The organism is Nocardia sp. GP40 (assembly GCF_050434125.1).
Lineage (GTDB): Bacteria > Actinomycetota > Actinomycetes > Mycobacteriales > Mycobacteriaceae > Nocardia > Nocardia albiluteola.
The window spans coordinates 1-22,413 of the sequence record NZ_JBNPVW010000007.1; the positions used below are offsets into that span (position 1 = coordinate 1).

Sequence of the window (22,413 nt, forward strand, 5' to 3'; positions counted from 1 at the left end):
CTGAGAGCCTGGTGACAAAGGGTTAAGCGCTGGCCAGGACCGGCCCGTAGAGGGCAGGTCCGATCTTTCTGATGTAGCCCTGATGCGACCACTGCGACAGCCGGACCCGGAAACTGTTGACGTTGTCGATCCCGAGAACCGTGGCCAGCTCGCCGCCTTTCCATGCCCGCCATGGCTGCGCGCCGATCAGCTCGACCACCTTCCCGCGTGCGTCGGGACTGGTCAGTTCCGGCAGCGGGGGCGGGTCGCCCCACCGGCGGGCCGGCGGCTGTCCGGCCAGCTCGCGAGTCAGCCGCCGGGTCATGTGATGCACTGTGGCCCACCAGATCATCGCCTCGTGATGAGCGGGGTCACGCTCGTAGACCCGCACCAGCCGCCGGTAGCGGGTCAGCCACGCGAAGGACCGCTCGGCCACCCACCGGCGCGGCAGCACCACGAACCCACTGGTGTCGTCGCGGCGCTTCACTATCGACACCGTCAGCGCCAGAACCGAATTCGCCCACACGACCAGACGGCCGCCGTAAACGCCGTCGGCCCACACCAGCGAGATGGTGGAGAACTTCTCCCGCAGCCGGGCCAGCAGCCAGTAGGCACCGTCACGATCCTGCACCGAGGCGGCGGTGACGACCACAGCCAGCAGCAACCCGAGAGTGTCGACCGCGATATGCCGTTTCTGGCCCTTGATCTTCTTGCCCGCGTCGTACCCACACGCCCTGGCCGCCACCGTCTCGGCGGCTTTCACCGACTGAGAATCGATACTCCCGGCGGTGGGCAACTCACCGCGGCCGGCGGCGGCGCGTATCCGTCCGCGGAGCCGTCCGGCCCGGCGTTCGGGCAGGCCACGCGCCGACCAGCGGGTGAAGAACGCATACACCGCCGCATGCGGCGGGAAATCGACCGGTAGAGCCCGCCACTCGACGCCGTAACGGGCCACATAGCCGATCGCGTCGAGCGTCGCCCGCAGGTCGTGGACCATCGGCCGGCCCGAGACGGTGACGAGTTCAGCCATCACCGCCCGCGCCTCTTTCTCCAGGACCCCCCACTCGGTGTCGGTGAGGTCCGAGGGATACGACCGGGCACGGTCGTGGCATCGGCAGCCCGGTGAAGCACAACCACTGGCGCTCCCGCACGCAAGAGTGTAGACAGACAGGCGGGCTCCTGGTTGCTGTGGTGCGTAGACAACACCTCGATTACCAGGAGCCCGCCTCGTCCGGGGGCTGATCGCCCGAATTCTCTGAACCTGTTCCCGCTCAAGGCATCACGCCGAGCATGGATCACCGACCAAACCCTTTGTCACCAGGCTCTGAGAGAGCACGCTATGAATCATGAACTGGTACGACGTCTTCGCGGATCGATACGACCAGTGGACCTCGGACGAGATAGCCGATATCGACTTCTACACGGGGATCTGGACGTGACCGAGCCCACGGGACTGATCGATTGCCCGTTCCGGGCGCTGCTGCACCTACCCACCTGGACCGACCGGCGCCGCGTGTTCGAGCCCGTGGCCACCGCGCTGCGGCCCGACGGGCGGTTCGCTGGAACGCATTCGCCTTCGACCACCGGGTCGCGGTCGCAATGACCGGAGTCCAAAGAGATATGCCCGCACCACACACTCGCCGATATGCGATGAGCGACAACAGGATCGATCTCGTGAGCGAGCGCAGCACCACCTCGCTGTGGTGGGCGACCAAAAACGAGTGGCTGGGGATCATCGATATGGCTGACCTCGAACTCGTAGCCCTGTACGGAGGATTCGCCGGTGAAGCCCTGACCGATGACAGCAGCGAGTACGTCTTCGTGGCCCGCCGCCCATACGACTGAACCACCTGTCCGGGCTCATTGCGGCGCCCCAGCGTTCAGAACGCCCGAGCCTGCTCACACCCCCGGCCGGGAGACAGAAGGGGACACCGGAGATCCGCCGCAGTATTCCGAGGCATCGCCGTCGGGATACGCCAGGGCCTGTGTGCGGCTGTACTCTCGGCCGGGTGGGTAGTGGTAGTGAGCAGGGGGCTTCAATTCCGGTGCAGGATGTCCTGGCCGCGGCGCAGTGGATCGAGGACTCGGCCACAGAGTTCGACGAGGATATCCGCGCCTTCTACCAACGTGTGCGCGCGGTGATCGGCGGCGACTGGTCCGGCAAGGCCGCCGATTCCCACGATCAACCGTGGGTCGAATGGCACACTGCCGCCACCGATGTGGTGGAAGCCTTGAAGGGTGATGCGGCAGCGTTGCGCGAAGCCGTCAGCTGGTTCACTGAGACCGACACCACGTGGTCCAATGCCGTGCGCCATCAGACCAGCAGCCTCGACCTACCGGAGATCCCGTGAACGAGAACCCTTTTCGCGTCAACCTGACCGAGCTACAGGGCCTGATCGATGACGCGAAACGCCTCGACAGCCACATCGAGGCGCGGGTGGAGGCAATCGGCCGCCAGCTCGAGCAGCTTCATGTGCAGTGGACTGGCGCTGCTGCCGCGAGCCACCAGCGATTCGTGGAACGCTGGACTGCGGACACCGCGGCCATGCGCGAGGCGCTGACCGCATTACAGGCCGCGTTGACTCGTGCACACGGAAACTATTCCGGCGCAGTCGATGTCAATATACGGATGTGGCCGTGACGGGTTCCGCGATCAGCGTGCTACCGGCCGCGTTTGCTGCTGCGGGCACACTGTACGGGCAGAACCATGATGCGGCGGTGTCGGTGGTGACGTCGCTGGCGAAGGTGCTGGACTCGCAGTGGGGTTGCGGCGGCACCGACGACTCCGGGCACAAGTGGTGCGACAAATACGATCCCGCGGCGTTCAACGCGATAGCCACGGCCACGGCGGCGGTCAATGCGCTGGGCAAGCTGAACGACCTGCTGCACGTGAACAGTGTCAACCACGCGAATGCCGACAACGCTTCGCACCACACCCCGAACCCCGCCAACCAGCTGCAGCCTCCGCCGCCGACCGCGCATTTCGACGCCCCCAAATTCCAGGGTGCCTACGGCGGGGACACCAACGCACCGTTCGGGTGGGGGCTGATCAGCCGCTGGCTTCAAGGCCGCACGTGGCCGAATGGATCTCCCGACAAACTGCGGACGGTCTCCTCGGCCTGGACCGCCGCCAAGGACGGCATGAACGGCATCAAGACCGCCGTGGCCGCGGCCCGGCGGATCGTCGACGAGCAGGTCAGTGGCGAGGTCGCCCAAATCCTCACTCAGGTCGATATCGTCGATACCGCGATCGACAACGTGATCGGCCAATGTGACGAACTCAGCCTCGCCACAGTCGACTTCGCCCAAGCCATCGACGAAGCGCACGCGAAGATCTTCCAGGAGCTCGGCGAGTTCATCGTCATCGCGGCCGCGGTCGAGGGCGTCGGCTGGCTCGCCGGCGGCCCGCTCGGCGGCGCGGGCGGCACCGTGATCACCGGCGCCCGCGGCGCAGCCACCGCAGCACGGGTCATCACGATCGTCGATGAGCTCTCTGCGTTCGTCGCCGCGGCCATGCCGGTCGCACGCCTGGTCGCCGTCGGTGCGGCACCGGTGATCATCAAGAGTGTCCAGCCGTTGCTGGATGCACAGCCGAACACGTTCTACAGCAACACCCGACCTGGTGGATATGGACCGCAGCGACCGACGAAGTCGTGGCGACCGGATAAGGACGAGGCGAGCGGATTCGACGGCGAACAGGCGACGCAGGATGCGCGTGCAGGCTGGGCCAACTCGGGGCGGACAGTCAAGGACGGCAGGAATGTCGCGGTCGCCGAGGCACAGGTGGATGGTCAGTTCATCCCCTCGCGGGAACTCGAATCCGTGAGCGGTAAGAACCCGCCACCAGGCAGCGTGGAGAGTCCGACGTCTCCGCAATTCAAGCCGACGCAGCCGGAGCCAGGCAGTATCGCGCGCGATACCGACGCTGAATACAAGATTCTGGAGAAGGTGGCTTCACGATTGAAGCCGGACTCCACAGGCGTCATCGAGCTCTACACCGAAAACGAGCCATGTGACTCATGCACTAGCATAATTGATCAATTCGAGACCAAGTATCCAGGAGTCAGGGTCAATGTCACCTACACCAACCCCGCGCCCCAGTAGCCTGCAGGAGCTTGAGCGACTCCGGCAGGAAATGCTCCACACTGAGTACACCACACCGGACACGTTCGCAGGATGCAGCACCGAAGAGATCCAGCAGGTCGTGGATGCCGCCTCGCCGATACAGCTACCCGATGAGTACATAGCGTATCTGCAGTTGTTCGGACGCGGCAGCGGCACATTATTCCGTGGTTCGAACATTTGCTACCCGGCGCCGTTGGAGTCTCGGGAGTCCGCGGAGGATATCGCGTCAGACCCGGAAGAAACGTTGACACTGGAGAACCGGTTCTTTTTCGGCGATCACCAAGGCTATACGGTCTATTTCTTCGAACAGGGCTCGGACGCGGTATTCGGATACGCCGAAGGTCACCCTGAAGTCCTCAGACTAGCCGAGACCTTCACACAATGGCTGTGGGAAACCTTTCGGAGAAGCCAGGCGATTCGAGCCGACAGCGAACGACTTCGCGCTGAAACAGCGAAAAAGCGGGCTCAGATGCGAGCGGAAGGCAAGCTGTAACGATGGCCGACCTCGACGGCTGGGAAGCCACACAACGCGCCGCGCTGGCCGAGGTTCAGCAGAAGGTCGATGCCGTGCGATCGGCCCTGCGCCGCATCAAAGTTCGTGCGTCCTCCCGCAACGGGGAACTCGGCGTCACCGTCAATGCGCAGGGCCACGTACGGGACATCCATCTCACCGCGCAAGCATTGCGCCTGGGCGAGAACCGGTTGGCGCAGGTGTTGCTCGAGACGATCCGGCGCGCCGAGAAAGACGCACGGCAGCAGGCCGCCGAAGCGGCTCGCCCGCTGACCGGCGACCCACGTATCGCCGACACCATCCAGGAAGCCAGACGGATGACCACCACACAGACATCGGGCAAGTCGCCGGCGCGGCAGGCGATGACCGAGGAAGAAATCCAAACTGCCGATGACGCCTACTTCGAACGACTGAACCGCGGATGGACGAACCAGTGAATGTTATGCGCCGGGGGTGCGTGCAGCCTGATCTGTGGTCGATGGCCTGCGAGGAGCCGTCGCCGGCTGAAGGGTCGCGGTCATGACCGATGGTCAACCGTCAGGTCGGTCGCGCTGGGGTACGCCGGCCTCGTTCGTGCTGTACCGGACTCCTGAGCGGTGGCGGTACGCCGTCCATCTCCGCGACCCTGCCAGCGTCATGGACGGATTCCTCCCGGACACCCTGGCTACGGCCGCTGTCGAAGAAGCGCAGGCGGAGCTACATCGACGGGCTGAGCTCGCGCATGGCTGGAAGTTCCAGGTGCACTGGGAGACCACAGCCAAGCCCGACTGGTGGACCGCCGAGATCACAGACATGAACCCACCGCCCGGAGATCAGCTAGACGGTCCCTGAACCGAGCCGTCCGCGGCATCAGCATGAAACCTTGCAGGGCGCAAAGGGTTCCCGCCCTACCGGCAACACACGATCCACCCCGCACAGCAGTCCGATGCCGTGACCTTGGTGAGCTTCGCCCGAGGGGTGGCCAGCTCGGCAGGTCATTGCGGTATGTGCCAGCCCGGAAATGTGGTGGCGGAACCGATAAGCATGGCGGCACGATAAGGGCCGTGGCTGACGACGAGCACACCGCGACCCGAATTGAATGGGATCACTTACCGCTGCCGGTACAGACGGCGATCGAGCAGCGAGTCGGTGCGGCAGTGCGGTCTGCGGAGAATCAACGAGGTGGTTTCAGCCACGGTATGGCAGCTCGACTGGAGTTTGTCGACAGCACAACACTATTCGTCAAAGCGCTACCGAGCGATGACGTCCTCGCGCCGATGTATCGAACCGAAGCCGAGACATCCGCGCGCCTGCCACCCACGGTCCCAGCTCCTCGGCTCCGGTTCACTGCGCAGGTCGGTGGCTGGTTCGTCGCGGCCTTCGAGAACATCGCGGGACGGCATCCGCGTTTGGACCAGCCAACCGAACTCGCTGCTACCTTGTCGGCGCTTGAGCGGATGGCTCAGGTATTGACCCCGAGCCCGCTGGAGAATGTTCCGACTATCGCGGATGCCTACGGATCCGAGTTCATGTGCTGGCGGAAGTTCGCTGAACATGGTCCACCACCGGATCTGGACAGGTGGTGCATGGAGCATCTGGACCGACTAGCCCAGCTCGAGTCCCAGTGGTGCGAGCCAGCGGCCGGTCATACCCTGCTCCACACCGACATTCGCCCCGACAACCTGCTCCTGACCGACGTCGGCACTGTCGTGGTGGTCGACTGGGCGTGGCCATGCGTGGGTGCCAGCTGGGTCGAGCTTGCCTCGATGGCGCCGTCGATCGCCGTGTGCGGTGTGAATCCCGATCCGATCCTGGCCGAACACCCCGCCACCCGAGGCACCGAACCGGCAGCCATCAGCGCGTTCATCTGCGCACTGCTGGGATACTGGACCCGCAACAGCCGGGAACCACCACCGCCACGATCACCGAACCTGCGCCGATATCAAGCTCGCACGGCCCGCGTGACGCGAGAGTGGCTGCGCAATCGGATCGGTTGGGGATAAGCCCTTACCGGGGCGATCGCACAGCCCCACCCACCGAAGTCTGAAACATCGGCACTCCGCCGGTCAGGATGGCTCAGCCGGAAACACTTGCGGCGCTACATATATCGCGCCTTCGTGGTTACCGACCGCACTGCGGGAATGTTCATCTGCGACACCAGGAAAGAGTCAGCATGCCGGCCGATAATCCATCGACACCGAACGGCCTCGCTGCCTATCGTCCACGAATGTCACACACTCCCGAAGCGGTCAGCCGGAACACAGAAAGCATGGCCCTGCGGTTACGGTCCCTGCAAACATCCGACGAGGCCGTGATTCGCGCCGCTCACCAGTCGATATCCCGCGATGAGGGATTCGATTTCGCGCGCGAGCTCACCCCGGCGATGTCCTGGGCGCAATACCTCGCACTGCACGATGATTACCGGCGCGGGGTCAATCTCCCGGACGGGATCGTGCCGGAAACATTCCTTGTCGCGACTGTCGACGACGTCATCGTGGGGCGCTCGTCGATCCGCCACGCCCTCAACGACAACCTCCTGCGCCGCGGTGGCCACATCGGCTACGGCGTGGTGCGCCAGTATCGGCGGCGCGGGTACGGGACCGAGATCCTGCGCCAATCCCTTCGCATCGCGCGCGAGATCGGCATCCGCGACATCCTGGTCACCTGCGGCAAGGACAACGAAGGCAGCCGCCGCATCATCGAGTCCTGCGGCGGAGTCCTCGAGTCGGTAGAACCCTCACCCAACGGGACACTCCACCGCCGTTACTGGATCACCTGCCCCGAGTAGGGTATCCCGGGCGGGCCCAGTCCCGAACCAGGATCGTGTCGGCGCTGTAGAAGATGCCAAATGCTCTGTGGCCGAGTGGCCCTCAGCCTGCCTGCAGGCGTTGCGGGATCAGCCGGGTTGCCGCAGACGTGGTCGCTGCACCGTAGACAGAGCCACTCGGCTGCGTCGGTTGGCGGGGGCCGGTTGATGCAGATGCGGGTGTTCCCGCCCCTGTTGCGTGCTGCGACGATCGCGACATCGGGCTGTACACGTACCGGGCGGTGATGCCGGCCGGTGGATTCCCGAAGGGTCACCTGCTGGGTGGACTTCGTTACCGGTCAGGCTGCGGCCCAGGTGGTGTGGGCTGGTGGGTGAGTTCGCCGTGGAGGCGGTCGACAATGTCCAGTAGTGGGATGCCGATGTCACCGGTCTGCGCCTGGCTGACACGATCGACCAGGTGGTCGATGATGTCGGCGCGAGCAGAGGTGAGCGTCGGGCGCGCCAGGTGCGCGTAGCTGATCACCAGCTCGGCGTAGGTCTGCACCAGCTGGCGGGTGTCGTCCTGACCGACGGCCCGAATCCGGTTGTTCTCCTCGGCCAGGGCGGCACAGGCGTCGGCGACGAAAGCCAGCGGATCCTCGCGCCGCAGAATCACGATGGTCACGACCACCATCGTGCAGGACAAGCCCAATCCCGTGGGCATGGACCCCGCAACTCCGCCAGGCGGGTACCGAATGGGATGCACGACCAGTGGTTGTGAAGCACTGGCCACCACGCCATACCCAGCCATCCCGATCACGCGGGCAGCCCCAGTCGGCCGGGTATCGTACGAATGTCGGCGCCGCTCATGGTAAGCGCGAGCCTGCGATCAGCGACAGCAGGGAGGTCGGGCGGGGTGGATCTCGGACCGACCGAACGCACCGAGGCATTCCCTCCGGTACCAGGCGAATCGGGTTCACCGCTTCGAACATCCACCCCGGCAGCTGGTTCCACGTGCCTGCAGGCTTTCGGCGGTGATCCCGATGCCTACTATCGTGAAGCGAACGCCCAGTCCCAGGCCGCGGCAGGGTCCTACAACCGCAATATCCGCGTGCTGACTCCCTCCGGGCAGTGTCTCAACGTCCGCATACCGATCGCTGGCGCGGACGTAATGGACCTGCGCCAATGGCCCGAGGCGGCGGTACTGCAGACGATCGCCCCATACATCAGCGCCGCCCCGCGCCTGTACTGGGCATCGCCGCAACCGGCCTACCAGATCCACGAGTTCATCGATGGCGACCTGCTCGACCAGCTCGCCCCGCGCGGGGTCACGGTCCCCGAGCACGTGCCAACCGATGTCGCGCACCTGTGCGCGCAACTGGCCGCAATTCCGCGCGCCGCGCTCCCCCCGGCGCCGGACGGGCTCGATGACGACCCACACCGGTTCGCCCATCGACTGTGGGACGCCACACGCCGCGTGTACCGCGACCTGCGTGGCCCGTTCGCGCGCCTGTATCGGGAGCTGCGAGTACCCGACGATCCGTTCGAACCCCTGGCCGGTGCCTGGAAAACTCTCCAGCCCAAACCATTTCGGCTCATACACGCCGATCTGCACCGAAAGAACATGATCATCCGCAACGGGGAGACCGTGTTCTTGGACTGGGAACTGGCCCTCTTCGGCGATCCGCTGTGCGAGGTCGCGATCCACCTGCACAAGATGACCTACCTCCCCGGTGAACAGCACCGGTTCCTCACCTCGTGGACTGCTGCCGAACCACAAGCGGCCACCGGATGCTGGGAACACGACCTGCGCCTGTACCTCGTCCACGAGCAGATCAAATCCGCCGTTCTCGAGGCCGTCCGCTACGCCAAGATCATCAGCGAAGACGACAGCACTCCCGCAGAGCAACACCTGCTGGTGACCAAGCTGGTCACCAAACTCGAAGTAGCAGCCCCACTCTGGGACCTGAACAGCACGGTCGAGGCATCGCGAGTCGAAGCCGCCCTGCGCGGACCATACTGAATCCAGCCCTGCCCCACCCCGCAACCGTAGCCAGAACGACTCGCGCAATCATGTAACCCGTTGCGGTGGAATCGTTTACCGGACCCGGGTCAGTCGCTGAGGTGGCCGAGTAGAGCCCCCTGTCCCGATTGCAGAACATGGGCGGCGCCCAGCGGAATCCAGAAGCATTCGAACCGCGTCGGCTCCCCCTCGCCATCGTGGTCTCCCTAGCTCGGCCACCGGTCCGGCGCGTCCTGGCGCAACTCCAGCTGAAAGAAGTGCCGGTGCTGGATCTCGAACCGGTAGGGACTGATGTCGTACTCGGCTTCCCCGAGCTTGCGTACGATCGTGAAGTCCGACAAACCGGTCTCTTCGCGTGCCTCGCGCAACGCCGCAGCCTCAGGTGCCTCTCCAGGACGGATGCTACCGGCGGGCACCTGGATCCCGACTTGTTCCCAGGAGAAGTCGATGTGCCGGAACACCAGCAGCTTCCCGTCACGTACGACGTAGACGATCACCTTCTGCTTCACGACCTTATCGGACATCAGGCGCATTCCCTCCTCCAGAATGATCGAAACTACCTGACCACAACGAATGAACTCGGACACCGAGCGCAGACCGCCCCCCTCCAGAGCGGGTGTCTTTGCCGAGCAAATCTACGACGATGGCGAGACCGTCACCGCTGGATGATGACGGCAGGATGCGCACCGAAGTCAAGTGCACTCAACGGGTGATTTTGCCGGACTATTCTGTGCACCAACGGGATTCGATCACCAATACCTCGATGCAGATGCAGGACTTGGTCGGCAGCGGGACCGCAGATCATGAGGAAAGGTCAGACAGTATGGACTGGGTTGAGCTGAGTGCAGCGTTGGATGCGGTGTCGTACCGATACGCGCGGCGCCACGGTTTCGACCGCACCCCCGAGTGGCTGTGCCTTGAAGATCGCCGAGGAGTCCGGGGAATTGGTTCAATGGTTCCTCGCTGCAACCGGGCAGGGGCGCCCACGCGGCAAGTCTGCTGCCGAACTGGAGGATGCGGTCGACGAGGAGATCATCGACCTCATCTGCCACGCGTTGCTACTGGCACACCACCGTGGCACCGACATCCAAGCTGTCATGGACAGAAAATGGCTGCACCGCAACGACACCCACATCCACACACAAGCCGATCAGCCCGCCGACCTCGATCATGAAATCAGTGACCCCATCAGGCGTGTGCGGATCGTCGAGCGTATACCGACGGTGACCGAGTATCAGCTGTTGCGTGCATCGGTGGGCTGGAAAACACCGGCAGCGAGAAAATGCGAAACCGCTTTGCCGGCATCGCTGTACAGCGTGGTGGCCGAGGTCGACGACGCTGCCGTAGGCATGGCGCGGGTGGTCGGCGATGGCCTTTATGCGATGGTGGTCGATGTTGTCGTGAACGGGCGAAATTGGCTGTGAGAGAAGAGAACTCGGCTCCATCGGCTAGCCGGTTCCGTTGACATAGAAGTCGACGGGCCCTGCGCGGGGAAGTGCACGCTTTGCCGACCTGACGCACTCCGATCGAGCCCTGGCCGGCACCGGCCAGGGCTCGATACATCTAGGTCGCTCGATTGGAGCTTTCGATGATGCCGGGACTTTCCTCGTCAGAGCTATTTCTCGATGCTGTCCATGATGTAGTTCTTCTCCAGCTCGCTCGGGTCCGTAGCGTTGAGATGGATACCCACACCGACGAGGACCCGTTTGATCGCCTCCTTGCTGGAGGCGTACAGCATCTTGCTTTTCATCTTGGCTGTATCCGGAGACCAGCTGATGAACACGAGCTTCGAGGCCGGCCGGCCGTCGCTCGTGAGGACTTCCAGGTCGATCAACGCGTACCGGCATTCGTCGTTGATCGCGGAGAGCGTCTCGTAGAACTGTTCGTAGCCTGCCTCGTTCGGTGCGGTGGACTCGATCACGATCTGCGAGTCGTTCTCGATCTTGTAGATGAAGTAGCGGTAGTTGCACGGAGGGCGCTTCAGCTTGAAGTCGTTGAACTGGGTGACGACGTCATCGTGCACTGCGACACCTGATGCCACGAGGCCATCCTTTCGAGGCGGCATCGCACCAACCCGACTGTCGGACGGATCGACGCAGCTACCGGGATACATTGTCGTAGACATCATTTCACGCCCCGCTGTCCGCTGCGGCCGGAAATGAGCCAACTCTCGCAAGTCCCCGATAGCATCCGCGGTATGCCCTATCGGCTCGGTACCGACCGCACTCTGCTCGATATCGAGACTGTGTGGGCGCACCTGTCGACCGGGACCTACTGGGGCGGGTCACGGACCCGCGATGAGGTCGAAGACGAGTTCGCTGCGGCCTGGCGCGTGGTCACCGCGCACGATGCTGTCACCGGTGCGCTGGTCGGGTTCGCCAGGGCGATGTCCGATGGCGTGAGCAATGCCCTACTCGCGGATGTATTCGTCGTACCGGCGCATCGTGGCCGGGGGCTCGGGCATCGGATCGTCGACTATATGATCCGTCGCGGTCCCGGCAACGGGTTCGGCTGGATCTTGTTCACCCGCGACGCGCACGGGCTCTACGAGAGGTTCGGATTCGAATGCGTGGACGCAGCCACCATGGTCCGGCTGCCACCATCCGTGCCGCGCTCAGCGGACAGCCATGACACCGCACAAGACCTGCTGGAGGAATAGCGCAGCAAACGAATAACTACCGTGCGCCAGGTCGCATCCGAGTTCCGGCACCACGGGATCGGGGTGGCGATGATGAACCGAATCAGCCAGTGGGCGGCCTCGAGTGGCATCGCCCATGTCGGCCTCGTGGCCGACGACTCGGTGGCCTCGTTCTACCGGCAATGGCCACTGCAGACAACGGGCCGGTTTCTCCGCTTTCCGCATCCGGCCGGCAGTAGCATGTGATCCACTCGGCCATCTGACCTGGGACCGGAATATGCCAGCATCGGCATTGCGCGATGAATGTCGCTGCGATGTCGAATTCCTCTGGAACTACAACAGATTGGACGATCAACTCCGAGCAGTCGACCTCGGGGTAGGCATGGGCAGCCACGACCTGGGAGTGGCCACTCACACTGCCGACCTCTACCACCAGCGACTATCGGCGAACCAGGTAACGCCGGTGGGTGCAGAGCAGCCCGGCTACGAACTGTTTACACGAGCTCCCCTTCCAGGGCTGCGCTCCCGAAAACCGTGCCATACCGCCGTGCGGACGACCGAATAATCGGCCGCTGCAAGCAATCCCATACGACTGGTGGAAGATTCGCGCCGTTGTCAGCGCTGGGATCCGAACGTGAAGCTCACTCGTTCCGGTCGGCGTCGGTGACCTCACCCAGTGGTTCGGGTGGTTCGGTGCCGGTGCGTGGGCGTCTGGCCGAGTTCGGGGGTTGTGGAGGGACTCGGCTGTTGAACTTGCGTCGGAATTCGGGGCGCGCAGGCCGGGGATGCGCGGCTCATGGATCCTCTGCGGTGGGTTCCGAATCGTGTTCCGGCTGCGGTGGTTCGGCTGGGTCGGGGAGGTCCGGGATCGGTTCGTCCAGGTCCGGCAGCCGCGCACATGCGGAGTCGGTGCGCTCACTTGCGCGGTGGGCGTGGTGATCGTGGGCGTCGTCATCGAGGTCACTGCCGAAAAGGCGGCCGGTGACTCGCCGCACGATCCGGGTCCGGAGCCCCTTGCGGTGGAAGCGGCTCTCCACCTTGCTGCGGGCTTCTTCGGCGTCGGCATTCGATCAACATGTCCGCCCGGCGTCGAGTCGCGTCCTCGCTGCGGCCGATGTCACGGGCGGTCTGCCGCCACCCCAGCCCGGCCCGTAGGCCGTCGATGATTTCCCGGTAGTGGTACACGGTCCACCGCGCCCCGCTGTTCAGCCACGGATTGCCGTCGTCGCTGTCCACCCTCGCGCCCTCCCGCCTTGACCGCTCAACCTCACTCTCACGCCAGGGTAGATGCCTCCACCGACAACAACCGACGTGTTCGCCGGTCGTCCCTCCGGTGGCCGACACGGGGCGCTAGGGTGGGCCGAACCGTGCAGAGGCTGGGTTACCTTTCAAGTATGGACATCGAACTCGATGTGCCCGCGGTCGATTCCACGCAGAACACGGGCTGGTCCTGGGCGTGGCCGCGATCGGCATCGACCGCCCCGCCACGACCGGCCGCCCGTATGTGCGGCTCACCGACGGCACCAGGTACTGGCTGCCCGGCCCGCTCACGGAGTGGGCGATGACACTCATCGCAGTGCATCAGCATCACCGCCATACGGGCAGCCCGTCGATGTTCCCGTGTCGGATCGAGTTCGGTGTGCTCGACGCCCGCATGTACGCCGAACTGCTGTAACTGTGACCCGGTCGATCGGCGGCCGGATGAGGGGCGGGTCGTGGTTGCGGTTTCAACGCGTTGTCAGCTGCTGCTGGTGCTGGTCGCTGAATGCAGGAAGCGCACGCGGTCGGTGAGTTCGCGGGCGGCAGGCTGGTGCCGGTAGGGGTGAGGTCGCCGATGAGGTCGGTCAGGTGGCCGTGCAGCGGGTGGCGGCGACCTGCTCGGTGAGCAAGCAGCTGACGTGATCGGCGAGATAGACTGCGTGGTCGAGGTCCGGATCGTCTTGCCGCACATAGGTAGTGGCCAGCAGGGTGTAGCGCAGCGCGCCTTCACGGGAATCGTTGCGCTCCCCGTCGCGCAGGGCGGCCCGCATGTGTCGGCGAGCAGCGCTGTACTCGTCGAGGCGCAGGTACGGGTATCCGGCTTGGCCGTGGCGTGAGTCTGGTCGAGCCAGTAACTCCAGTGGAGAAGCTTGACGGCACAGGCACGCAGGCGCCGGCCCACGGTACCGTCGTCGCTGGCGTTGCGGAGCAGGTACAGGACGTGGCGAAGGTGCGCGCGGACCATTGTCAGCAGGGTACCGCCACGGAGCTGGTCGTCCATGAGTCATCCATGCGGCGCAGGCTGGCAAGTCAACATGGCTTCGATCTCCTCGGCCGTGCCCAGTCCGATGCAGGTTCCGGCGGCGTGGGTGAGATCGCCTGTGGGCGCGGCGAGTGAGCGGGTGCGGTGATCGCGGCGCCCATCAGGGTGAGGAAGCCGCGCTGCATCGGATCATGCCTCGGTGACTGTGTGGATAGCGCGCAAGGCCCCGGAATCGGTGCTGGTCACCCGGATCAATCGTGTGGACGACGGGCCACGAACACATACTCGCGGCTGTCGTCGGTGAACGGTTCACCTGTAAATCCACCGTGCAACGCCTCGAGCTCGAGACCGGCGACGTCGATGAGTCCCAGCCATTCGTTCTTCGTGGCCCACCACAGGGAACTGGTGGTGCCGTCATCGCAGACCAGGTCGATCCTGTTGTCGCCCACGGAGTATCGACGCCTATGCGGCGCCGGCAGATCCTCCCGCACCCCAGCCATAGCGGTGGCGAGTCGGTGGTCGAAGGCAAAAGCGTTCCAAGCGAACCGCCCTCCCGGCCGCAGTGCTGCGGCCACGCGCTCGAAGACCAGCCGCCGGTCGGCCCAGGTCGGCACGTGCAGCAACGCCCGGAACGGGCAGTAGATCAATCCCGCCGGCTCATCGACACGCAACTCCCGCATATCGCACTCATGCAGATCCAGTTGCACTCCCGCTGCTGCGGCGCGGAGCCGGGCCTGTTCGAGCATGCGGGGCGAGGTGTCGATACCGGTCACCTTCCGGCCGGTGGCCTGCGCGACCGTGATAGCGACACGACCATTGCCGACCGCCAACTCCACGAGCGCGCCGTCGGTCCGGCGTGCGAGATTGGTGTAGAAGCCGACATCATCGGTCATATGAGCGGTCCAGACATCGTAGCGATCCGCGAACGCCTCATACCAGTTCATGCGAGATAGATTGCCTGTCCAAACTCTAGGAACACCAACCATTTTCGATAATCAGTGGGGAGCGAACAGGTTTCGGCGCATAGGGTCACATCACCACCGTGCGCGGTGGTCGACAACCGCTCCTGGGAACCGCCCGCGAAGGGTAATTGTAGTGGGGTGCTGCGATTCGAGACGGTCGACGTCGGCTACGAGCTGACCGCGTGCATCAGATCGAGAGACTCCCCGGTGCCAGTGGTGTATGTGAACGCTCTCGGCACGCCCCGAGACCAGTGGGACCTCGTCCTGCCCAGGTTGTTCCTGCACACCACGGTCACCTACGACCGCCCAGGTATCGGCGGCAGTGATCCACTGCCACCACACTTGGTCGATCAACCGCGCACTTTCGGGGCGTTGGCCGATGAACTGCGCTGCATGCTCGAGGCGCTGGCGATCGAATCACCACACGTGGTCGTCGGACATTCGATCGGCGCGTTGATCGCCATGATGTACGCCGCCCGGCACAGTGCACATGCCGCTGGGCTGGTGCTGGTGGATTGCACCACCATGCAGCATCTGGCGAACTCCCGCTGGCCGGTATACGAAAGAGGCGACGACGATCCGGGATCGTCGATGCTGGATATCCCGGGATCGATCGCCGAGCTGGACACCGCGGTGTGGGCACCTGTTCCCGCCGCGGTTCTGGCGAGCGCGCCCGGGCGATGGACACGCCTGACGCCCGCCGAGGCAGCCGAGTACGCGCCGCTCACACCCGAGCAACTCGACCAGCAGTGGCAGGACGGGCAACGGATACTGGCACGGAAGCTGAACGCAACGCTCATCGTCGCAGACTGGGCCGGCCATCATGTCACAGCCGACCAGCCCGAACTGGTCGCGGCCTGCATCAGTGCAGTGATCGCATCCTTCCGTAACCACCGGCCGGTCACCATTCCTGCCGCTCAATTACGGTATGCGGGCGGATCATGCCCAGCACTCCGACTCGATCACCCCGGACGCTGAAGCCGCGCACGAACAATCGCCACCAACCAGTCCATCGATAAGGCCGGATCACCACCAACGCCCATGACGAGAAATGACCAGCGTTGTGGTCGTTGCTGCACTGGACGATCAGGCGCTCTCACAGGTCTACCGTTTCTCGGGTAGGCCGATCGTGAGCATTGGATACGAGCCCCGACAGGTTGTGGGACGCCGGGGAGTTGTGTCCGGCCGACCAACTGGCCGGCACAAGCCAGGCGGGGGCAGGACACGGGACCGGCAAGACGTCGGCGCCTGCGGATAGCCTTGGCGGGCCGATTATTTCGCGCAGGCCATCCTGGTGCCTGCAGGACGGGGGCGTGGTGGTGAGGATGAGCAACGACAAATCGGTTGTCGAACTGCTGTGCGCCGCGGCCGAGCTGCGCGGTTACAAGCCGGTGGTGACGGCCGGGGACGAGGTGACGGTCACCGGCCCCGCCGGGACCACGGTGATCTTCGTGGACGACCTGCTGCGCGAGGCAGCTGCCGCACCGCCGCACGACTGGGCCGCGTTGGCTGCGGATTATCTCGGCACCGCACTGGCTCAGCTCGAAGTTCCACTCGGACCGATCGACTTCGACGAAGCCAAAAAGCTGGTCCGGACCCGGCTGTACGGGAACCAATTCCGCGGCGACATCAGATGCGTGCACAGAACACTGCCTTGCGGGCTCGTGCAGCGGGCGGTCCTCGACAGCGTGCACACCATGTCCGCGGTAACTTACGAGCAACTCGCAGGTTGGCCGATCGACGAGCGGGACCTGTTTGTACTCGCGGAAGAGAACACGCTTCGCGACGGACCCGCCGATTTCGTCCGGGCCGACTTTCCCGACGGTGTCCCACCCTGGTACCTGCTCAGCGGTGGGGACTACACCAGTGCGCACGCCCTGTGGCTGTGCGACTATCCGGTCCTCGGCCGGTCGGGCGCGGTGTTCGCTGTTCCGACCCACTTGAACCTGTACGCCGCGCCCGTCGAGGATCTCGATGTCCTCGAAGCGATCTGGGTCCTGGCGCGAATCGCGGTGCAGCGCTATGAGGATGATCCCTGGCCGGTCAGCCCCCACCTGTACCACTGGCACAACGGCCGCATCGAGCTGGCCGTTCACCTCACCCACGACAACACCACCGTGCGTATACAACCCACCGATGACTTCCAACTCGTACTGAACCAGCTCGCCCAATGATCAAACCCCCCAACCGCCAACCCCACAGCGGTGGCAGCGATGCCGACTTCGAAGCGGGCCGAAGCGATCGGTTACGCGAATGCGCTCGGAGAAACACATCGCGCCGCCACCGAGGGGCACCTCGATGGTCGAGCTGGACAGAGCGCTGGATCGACACGATTGTTGAGCTGGGGTTCTGTGTCTTTTTGCCGACCCTGAGATTTGAAAATCGGTCGTGACCGCTCCGACACCGTGCTGGGCTACTTGCGCAGGGTCAGCAGCAAGTATGCAGCCAGCGAGGGGCCGTCGGTGATGACACCACTACGCAGCATCTCCTCCACCTCCGACCGAGGAAACCATCGCTGGCGCATGTCCTGCTCGGTGTGCTCCCGGTTCGGTTCACCCTGCGCAAGGTCAGTAGCGAGGAACACGTGGACGCCCTGACCGGACATGCCATTCGCGCAGTGCAGGTAGCCGAGCCGCTCGAGCCTCCCCGCCGTGAGCCCGGTTTCCTCGGCCAGTTCGGCCGCGGCCATCTCCTGCGGGCTGCCAGTCACCCCATAGGGAAACGACCCCGCCGGAAACTCCCACGACCGGGCCTGCACTGGGTACCTGTACTGCTCGACCAGGTGAAAACCGGCGATCGAACCTTGGTTCTCCATGGGGATCACGAGCGCGAAGTCCGGCTTGTCGATCACCGAATACAGGCCGCGTGAACCGTCTGTCTGCTCAATCCGGTCCTCGCGCAGTGACAGCCAGGGATTCTCATACACCACTCTGGACGACAACGTCTTGATGCACATACCTTCAGTTTCGCGCTCTGTGTCCCGACGAGCAGGCGATCGAGTCGGGTTTGAGTCGACTTCGGAAGCCGGCCGCGTGCCCGACGACGCGATCGGTCAACGGTCCGCGACCGGAATCAAGACCGCCGCCCCGGGGACGACGGCGGCGAAATCGTCCCAACCACAGGAATCCTCGAGGATGCGAACACCGCTCCTCAGCGGCCTCACCACGGCTCGCGGGCACCGCGTTCTCACTGCTCAACCGCCAAACCTCCACCACGCCACGCGGTATCATCGATGCGGTCCGTTCCAGGTTGCAGCCTGCAGGAAGGCACGGCGTGGTCTCCGAATTCGATTCGAATTTCAGCCGATTCCGCGATTGTCAGCTCGCACCGTGGGGCCGGCTGCGGTACGAGCAGGCCATCCACAACCTCTCCCCCCACCTGCCCGACCACAAACTGCAAGTGCTGGACGCCGGGGCGGCAACGGCCTGGACTAACCTCGAAATTTCTTGTCTCGGTGACATCTGACGAAATCGCGCCACCCCCGCACACCATGCCAGCCCTGGCCATAGCCGGCGCCACGAGCGGGATCTCCCACAATCACGGAATCGGTGCCGGTCACGATCACTGCGCAAGGGAATTTATTCCGTTGGGCCAAAATTCGTTGATAAGCCTCGATCGGAGGACCCTCGGTCTGCACTGAGCAGGAGCGGTCCATCTCACAGGATGGCTATAGTCAACGCTAGTGAACGGTAGGACCGAGGGCCGGATGGTGGTCGGGCCAGGCCCGGTTCCGGTCAGCCACAGCCGGGGAGTTGGCTCGATTCAGGCGAGGTAAGCGTACATGTACATGTCGCGGGGTCGGCCATCGATCTTCTGCCATCGACGGAGCAGACCCTCACGCTGGTACCCGGCCGACTCGGCGGCGCGCCACGACCCCTCGTTCCAGGGCTCGACATAGAGTTCGAGCCGTGACACTTCTTGCAGCGTCACACCCCAACAAGTGAGCACACGCAAGGCGCGTGCAGCGTAACCGCGGCTTCGATGCCGCTGGCCGACCCAGTATCCGACCGATGCCCGGCCGTGGTCGATGTCCCGTCGCCATAGCCCGACGTGTCCGATGGCAGTGTCGGTATCCAGATCCACAATGGCGAACGACCACCCTGCTCCGGTGCTTGCTCGGTCGTGCTGGCGCTGGATGAAGGCATGTGCGGCGGCTTCGTCGCCTTGGTCGGGTACCGATGTGATCAGCGGGATCAACGGATCCCGTCCTGCTTCCACGACCACACCGACATCGGCCGCAGCGAAAGCCCGCAGCCGTATGTTCTCACCGGTTAGAACGGGCATCGCCAACGCAGTCACGATATCGAGCTCACACCCGAACGCCGCGCCGGGCAATCGAATTTTGTTGCCGGCAGTGGTCGAGAAGCACGAAATAGGTGTGAGCTGGAACCGGGGCACAGAGCCGCCATCAGTTGTACCCTGCCCCATGGGCGTTGGCTCCACGCAGTTTCTGCGCGATTCCGGTCAGCAAGGTCATGAGGATTCGATCAGCTGATCGAAGTCGCTGGAGACCGCCTCCTGGAACACTTGCTGGGCCATGTCAGGATCGTTGTTCGCGCGGGCAGGGATCATCCACAGCGCCCACATCTGCTTGTCATTGACTCCCGGGGCGGTCGCGGGCACGAAAGCCGGTGTCGGTGGGCGGGTTACCGCGAACAGCGAGTCGATCCACAACAGCAGCATGCCCGGGACCGCCCACTCGGGAGCTTCGCTCTCCAGCACAGATTTCACTCTCAGTCGCCGCGTGTTGCGGTGGTAGCCGTATGGGGGGCGATGGTGCTGACCCTCGCCTTAGGCTGTGCATGGTGCTGGTCGTACTGGCTGCCGGCCTGGTGTCAGCGATTTCCCCGCCCCGCCCCCCGCCAAGTCAACGTCGAGTCGTTGGCAATGGAATGGGACCGATACAGCCAACAGTCCTGACCGTCATCGCGCAGGCCAACGGTGCGAAAACGCCTGTACCCAAGGTCAACAGCTACATATCCTGATCACCTCGCCTCCAGCGAATGTGTCGTGGCCGTACTCCACGATCTGCGCCACTAGACGAGTAATTCCGAACTGGGCTGCTCGGCGTGGGCGCTCGAGTTCTGACGCGGCGAAGGGTATCGACGTCGGTTTGTGAAGACAGACCTCGATACCCTTCTGACCGCACTGTACGTCACGATCGATGACTGGCTGGGGCGACCCGCCCGGATCGGCCGTCCGCCAAGGCTTTCCGATGCCGAGCTGTTGACGCTGGCGGTGGCCCAGGTGCTGCTGGGTGTGCGATCGGAGGCCCGGTGGCTGCGATTTGTGCCTCGGGTGGTTCCTGGCGCGTTCCGGTATCTCCCGGGCCAGTCCGGCTACAACAAGCGGCTGAGGGCCGCGGTGCCGTTGATCAAGCGACTCATTCGGGTGCTGGCCGGTGACACCGATCTGTGGACCGATCCGCTGTGGGTGGTCGACTCGACCCCGGTCGAGTGTGCCCGCTCACGGCCCACGGTCAAGCGTTCCGAGCTGGCCGGATGGGCTGGCTACGGCTATTGCGCCTCGCACTCACGGTTTTTCTGGGGACTGCGGCTGCACCTGGTGTGCACGCCGTCGGGGCTGCCGGTGACCTGGGCGTTGGCCGACCCGAAGATCGACGATCGGCAGGTCCTCATGGCGATACTCGAACACGACCCGACATTGACCCTCGATCGCCCCGGGCTGACGATCATCGCCGATAAAGGCTATGCCTCAAAGGAATTGGACTCCTTCCTCGCCGACCGGCAGGTGCGACTACTGCGGCCGTCCTATCGCAATCGCACGCCACGACCGGACGAACATCTACTCAAACCAGTCCGACAGCTCATCGAATCAGTCAACGACACCCTCAAAGGGCAACTCGATCTCGAGCTCCACGGTGGACGCTGCATCGACGGCGTCACCGCCCGCATCGGCCAGCGCATCCTCGCCTTGACCGCCACGATCTGGCACAACCGCGCCACCACCGCGTCCATCACTCGATCATTGATTGCCTACGACCATTGACCATGCTGGGTGGCCCACCCAGCATTAGGACTTACTCGTCTAGGTGTGATCTCCCCCGTGCCCCGGCCTGACATGACCGACATCAACAGTGAGGAAACTGTGCCACCCACCACGTTCTCCGATCTCAGCCACAGTGAACAACTCCGAGTGCTCGACCAACTGACCCGCGCCGCGCTGCCCACCCACTACGGCATCGACGGCACCGCCGCGATACTGGAACTGCAGCGATACGAAGACAACGCCGTGTGGCGGGTGACCCCCGACAGCGACCAGTCCTTCGTCGCGCGGCTCTCGAGCCACGACGGCCGAACCGCCGACCAGCAGCGTAGCGAAATGGCTTGGCTGGAAAGCCTGGCCGCCGCAGGGAAAGTCACAGTCCCCGGCCCGCTCACCACGCTCGACGGTGACTGCGTAGTCCCCATCACCGTCCCCGGACAGGACCAGGCAGCGACCCTGGCTCTGCTGCACTGGGTACCCGGAACAGCCGAGCCGCCCTACCAGCAGCCCGGTGTCGCCGAGCAGATGGGCGCGGCCACCGCACACCTGCACCACAACGCAGCCACTACTGAACTGGCCGTGTTCGACCGTCCCACATGGGATTACGAGATGATGCTCAAAGGTGCTGCGCTGACCGATCCCGACGCCGGTGAGCATCTCAGTGAAGCCGGGCGTATGACGTTGCGTCAGGTCGCCGACCGGATCGTGCCCGCGATCGCCGAGTGCGATCCGGCCGTGCACAGTCGAATCCACGGAGACCTGCACCGCGAGAACATGATCGCCCTGCCGACCGGCGGCGTCGGCATCATCGACTTCGACGACTGCGGCTGGGGAAGCCCAATCCTCGATATCGCGACCGTACTGTCCTCGATCCACCGGATTGCCCACACCGAGCCCGGCGCCTATGCCCGTTTCGCCCAGGCGTTCCTCAACGGCTACACCAACGTCGTCGGACTGCCGCAAGGTTTCGACGTGCTGCTCGAGCCGTACCTCCTCCTTCGCGATGTCTTCGTCCTGAACTTCGTCAGCACCGCAATGTCGAATACGGCCGTAGCGGAGTGGGGACCAGGACGAATCGCCAGAATCATCATCAACATGGAGGCATACCTCGGTGGCCGACAGTACCCAGGAGCACTTGCTTGAAGAGCAATTATCAGAACCTGCCGGTGCGCCACGATGTCGCGCGTGTGAGTGAACTCACG

30 protein-coding genes are annotated in these 22,413 nt (G+C 64.2%); 21 read left to right on the top strand and 9 right to left on the bottom strand.

Annotated elements, in window-relative coordinates:
- Positions 1 to 22 precede the first annotated feature (22 nt).
- Entirely contained in the window at positions 23 to 1,231 is a 1,209-nt protein-coding gene (locus tag ABH933_RS21640) for an IS5 family transposase (RefSeq protein ID WP_429429395.1), read from the bottom strand.
- Between the two features lie 183 nt (positions 1,232 to 1,414).
- On the opposite strand from ABH933_RS21640, the gene ABH933_RS21645 reads away from it, so the two are divergent.
- The 10 genes from ABH933_RS21645 (at position 1,415) to ABH933_RS21690 (ending at position 7,382) form a co-directional block, all read left to right on the top strand.
- On the top strand, positions 1,415 to 1,582 hold the full coding sequence (locus tag ABH933_RS21645) for a hypothetical protein (RefSeq protein WP_429428600.1): 168 nt from the start codon (positions 1,415 to 1,417) through the stop codon (positions 1,580 to 1,582).
- Positions 1,583 to 1,629: 47 nt separating this feature from the next.
- The gene (locus ABH933_RS21650) at positions 1,630 to 1,824 is read left to right on the top strand and encodes a hypothetical protein (RefSeq protein WP_429428599.1); all 195 of its coding nucleotides are present in this window, start codon (positions 1,630 to 1,632) and stop codon (positions 1,822 to 1,824) included.
- A 164-nt stretch (positions 1,825 to 1,988) separates the two neighbouring features.
- On the top strand, positions 1,989 to 2,330 hold the full coding sequence (locus tag ABH933_RS21655) for a WXG100 family type VII secretion target (protein ID WP_429428597.1): 342 nt from the start codon (positions 1,989 to 1,991) through the stop codon (positions 2,328 to 2,330).
- Positions 2,327 to 2,620: a WXG100 family type VII secretion target gene (locus tag ABH933_RS21660; RefSeq protein ID WP_429428595.1), complete on the top strand. Its 294-nt coding sequence runs from the start codon at positions 2,327 to 2,329 to the stop codon at positions 2,618 to 2,620. The genes ABH933_RS21655 and ABH933_RS21660 overlap by 4 nt, the downstream gene beginning before the upstream one ends.
- A complete protein-coding gene (locus ABH933_RS21665; protein WP_429428593.1) occupies positions 2,617 to 4,083 on the top strand; it encodes a deaminase domain-containing protein in 1,467 nt (488 codons plus the stop codon). The genes ABH933_RS21660 and ABH933_RS21665 overlap by 4 nt, the downstream gene beginning before the upstream one ends.
- A 31-nt stretch (positions 4,084 to 4,114) precedes the next feature.
- Positions 4,115 to 4,597 (top strand): SMI1/KNR4 family protein, encoded by a 483-nt coding sequence (locus tag ABH933_RS21670; RefSeq protein WP_429455074.1) that lies wholly within the window; start codon positions 4,115 to 4,117, stop codon positions 4,595 to 4,597.
- A gap of 2 nt (positions 4,598 to 4,599) precedes the next feature.
- Complete coding sequence (locus ABH933_RS21675) at positions 4,600 to 5,052, top strand: YbaB/EbfC family nucleoid-associated protein (RefSeq protein WP_429428589.1); 453 nt, start codon at positions 4,600 to 4,602, stop codon at positions 5,050 to 5,052.
- Between the two features lie 82 nt (positions 5,053 to 5,134).
- Positions 5,135 to 5,446 (top strand): hypothetical protein, encoded by a 312-nt coding sequence (locus ABH933_RS21680; protein ID WP_429428587.1) that lies wholly within the window; start codon positions 5,135 to 5,137, stop codon positions 5,444 to 5,446.
- Between the two features lie 425 nt (positions 5,447 to 5,871).
- Positions 5,872 to 6,597, top strand: coding sequence for a phosphotransferase (locus ABH933_RS21685; RefSeq protein ID WP_429455089.1), 726 nt, complete (start codon positions 5,872 to 5,874; stop codon positions 6,595 to 6,597).
- Between the two features lie 224 nt (positions 6,598 to 6,821).
- Positions 6,822 to 7,382 carry a GNAT family N-acetyltransferase gene (locus ABH933_RS21690; protein WP_429428583.1) on the top strand — a complete coding sequence of 187 codons (561 nt, stop codon included), beginning with the start codon at positions 6,822 to 6,824 and terminating at the stop codon, positions 7,380 to 7,382.
- Between the two features lie 310 nt (positions 7,383 to 7,692).
- On the opposite strand, the gene ABH933_RS21695 is transcribed toward ABH933_RS21690, so the two are convergent.
- The gene (locus ABH933_RS21695) at positions 7,693 to 8,025 is read right to left on the bottom strand and encodes a hypothetical protein (RefSeq protein WP_429428581.1); all 333 of its coding nucleotides are present in this window, start codon (positions 8,023 to 8,025) and stop codon (positions 7,693 to 7,695) included.
- Positions 8,026 to 8,256: 231 nt separating this feature from the next.
- On the opposite strand from ABH933_RS21695, the gene ABH933_RS21700 reads away from it, so the two are divergent.
- Positions 8,257 to 9,363, top strand: coding sequence for a phosphotransferase family protein (locus ABH933_RS21700; RefSeq protein WP_429428579.1), 1,107 nt, complete (start codon positions 8,257 to 8,259; stop codon positions 9,361 to 9,363).
- A gap of 206 nt (positions 9,364 to 9,569) precedes the next feature.
- Here ABH933_RS21700 and ABH933_RS21705 read toward each other — a convergent pair whose 3' ends face one another.
- Complete coding sequence (locus tag ABH933_RS21705; RefSeq protein WP_429455075.1) at positions 9,570 to 9,887, bottom strand: NUDIX hydrolase; 318 nt, start codon at positions 9,885 to 9,887, stop codon at positions 9,570 to 9,572.
- Between the two features lie 393 nt (positions 9,888 to 10,280).
- On the opposite strand from ABH933_RS21705, the gene ABH933_RS21710 reads away from it, so the two are divergent.
- A complete protein-coding gene (locus ABH933_RS21710; protein WP_429428575.1) occupies positions 10,281 to 10,787 on the top strand; it encodes a hypothetical protein in 507 nt (168 codons plus the stop codon).
- A 191-nt stretch (positions 10,788 to 10,978) separates the two neighbouring features.
- Here the strand turns inward: ABH933_RS21710 and ABH933_RS21715 are convergent, their stop codons facing one another.
- Positions 10,979 to 11,404: an actin-binding ADF family protein gene (locus ABH933_RS21715; RefSeq protein WP_429428573.1), complete on the bottom strand. Its 426-nt coding sequence runs from the start codon at positions 11,402 to 11,404 to the stop codon at positions 10,979 to 10,981.
- A gap of 156 nt (positions 11,405 to 11,560) precedes the next feature.
- Between ABH933_RS21715 and ABH933_RS21720 the strand changes: the two genes are divergently transcribed.
- The 3 genes from ABH933_RS21720 (at position 11,561) to ABH933_RS21730 (ending at position 13,676) form a co-directional block, all read left to right on the top strand.
- Complete coding sequence (locus ABH933_RS21720; RefSeq protein WP_429428571.1) at positions 11,561 to 12,022, top strand: GNAT family N-acetyltransferase; 462 nt, start codon at positions 11,561 to 11,563, stop codon at positions 12,020 to 12,022.
- A gap of 21 nt (positions 12,023 to 12,043) precedes the next feature.
- Complete coding sequence (locus ABH933_RS21725) at positions 12,044 to 12,247, top strand: GNAT family N-acetyltransferase (protein ID WP_429428569.1); 204 nt, start codon at positions 12,044 to 12,046, stop codon at positions 12,245 to 12,247.
- A 1,210-nt stretch (positions 12,248 to 13,457) separates the two neighbouring features.
- Positions 13,458 to 13,676: a hypothetical protein gene (locus tag ABH933_RS21730; protein ID WP_429428567.1), complete on the top strand. Its 219-nt coding sequence runs from the start codon at positions 13,458 to 13,460 to the stop codon at positions 13,674 to 13,676.
- A 169-nt stretch (positions 13,677 to 13,845) separates the two neighbouring features.
- On the opposite strand, the gene ABH933_RS21735 is transcribed toward ABH933_RS21730, so the two are convergent.
- Complete coding sequence (locus ABH933_RS21735; protein WP_429428565.1) at positions 13,846 to 14,031, bottom strand: hypothetical protein; 186 nt, start codon at positions 14,029 to 14,031, stop codon at positions 13,846 to 13,848.
- A gap of 89 nt (positions 14,032 to 14,120) precedes the next feature.
- Here ABH933_RS21735 and ABH933_RS21740 point away from each other — a divergent pair, with 89 nt between their 5' ends.
- Positions 14,121 to 14,378, top strand: a complete 258-nt coding sequence (locus tag ABH933_RS21740) for a hypothetical protein (RefSeq protein WP_429428563.1) — start codon at positions 14,121 to 14,123, stop codon at positions 14,376 to 14,378.
- Between the two features lie 116 nt (positions 14,379 to 14,494).
- Here ABH933_RS21740 and ABH933_RS21745 read toward each other — a convergent pair whose 3' ends face one another.
- Positions 14,495 to 15,187 (bottom strand): class I SAM-dependent methyltransferase, encoded by a 693-nt coding sequence (locus tag ABH933_RS21745; RefSeq protein ID WP_429428561.1) that lies wholly within the window; start codon positions 15,185 to 15,187, stop codon positions 14,495 to 14,497.
- A 156-nt stretch (positions 15,188 to 15,343) separates the two neighbouring features.
- Here ABH933_RS21745 and ABH933_RS21750 point away from each other — a divergent pair, with 156 nt between their 5' ends.
- Together ABH933_RS21750 and ABH933_RS21755 are read left to right on the top strand one after the other, a co-directional pair.
- Positions 15,344 to 16,183 carry an alpha/beta fold hydrolase gene (locus tag ABH933_RS21750; RefSeq protein ID WP_429428559.1) on the top strand — a complete coding sequence of 280 codons (840 nt, stop codon included), beginning with the start codon at positions 15,344 to 15,346 and terminating at the stop codon, positions 16,181 to 16,183.
- A gap of 347 nt (positions 16,184 to 16,530) precedes the next feature.
- Positions 16,531 to 17,379: a hypothetical protein gene (locus tag ABH933_RS21755; RefSeq protein WP_429428557.1), complete on the top strand. Its 849-nt coding sequence runs from the start codon at positions 16,531 to 16,533 to the stop codon at positions 17,377 to 17,379.
- 239 nt (positions 17,380 to 17,618) lie between these two features.
- Here the strand turns inward: ABH933_RS21755 and ABH933_RS21760 are convergent, their stop codons facing one another.
- Positions 17,619 to 18,161 carry an NUDIX domain-containing protein gene (locus ABH933_RS21760; RefSeq protein WP_429428555.1) on the bottom strand — a complete coding sequence of 181 codons (543 nt, stop codon included), beginning with the start codon at positions 18,159 to 18,161 and terminating at the stop codon, positions 17,619 to 17,621.
- 317 nt (positions 18,162 to 18,478) lie between these two features.
- Between ABH933_RS21760 and ABH933_RS21765 the strand changes: the two genes are divergently transcribed.
- Complete coding sequence (locus ABH933_RS21765) at positions 18,479 to 18,670, top strand: hypothetical protein (RefSeq protein WP_429428553.1); 192 nt, start codon at positions 18,479 to 18,481, stop codon at positions 18,668 to 18,670.
- Positions 18,671 to 18,967: 297 nt separating this feature from the next.
- Here the strand turns inward: ABH933_RS21765 and ABH933_RS21770 are convergent, their stop codons facing one another.
- Positions 18,968 to 19,633, bottom strand: coding sequence for a GNAT family N-acetyltransferase (locus ABH933_RS21770; RefSeq protein ID WP_429428551.1), 666 nt, complete (start codon positions 19,631 to 19,633; stop codon positions 18,968 to 18,970).
- A 45-nt stretch (positions 19,634 to 19,678) separates the two neighbouring features.
- Complete coding sequence (locus ABH933_RS21775; protein ID WP_429428549.1) at positions 19,679 to 19,927, bottom strand: hypothetical protein; 249 nt, start codon at positions 19,925 to 19,927, stop codon at positions 19,679 to 19,681.
- A 393-nt stretch (positions 19,928 to 20,320) separates the two neighbouring features.
- On the opposite strand from ABH933_RS21775, the gene ABH933_RS21780 reads away from it, so the two are divergent.
- A complete protein-coding gene (locus ABH933_RS21780; RefSeq protein WP_429428547.1) occupies positions 20,321 to 21,214 on the top strand; it encodes an IS982 family transposase in 894 nt (297 codons plus the stop codon).
- Positions 21,215 to 21,271: 57 nt separating this feature from the next.
- Positions 21,272 to 22,354 (top strand): phosphotransferase enzyme family protein, encoded by a 1,083-nt coding sequence (locus tag ABH933_RS21785; protein ID WP_429428545.1) that lies wholly within the window; start codon positions 21,272 to 21,274, stop codon positions 22,352 to 22,354.
- Positions 22,355 to 22,413: the final 59 nt, after the last annotated feature.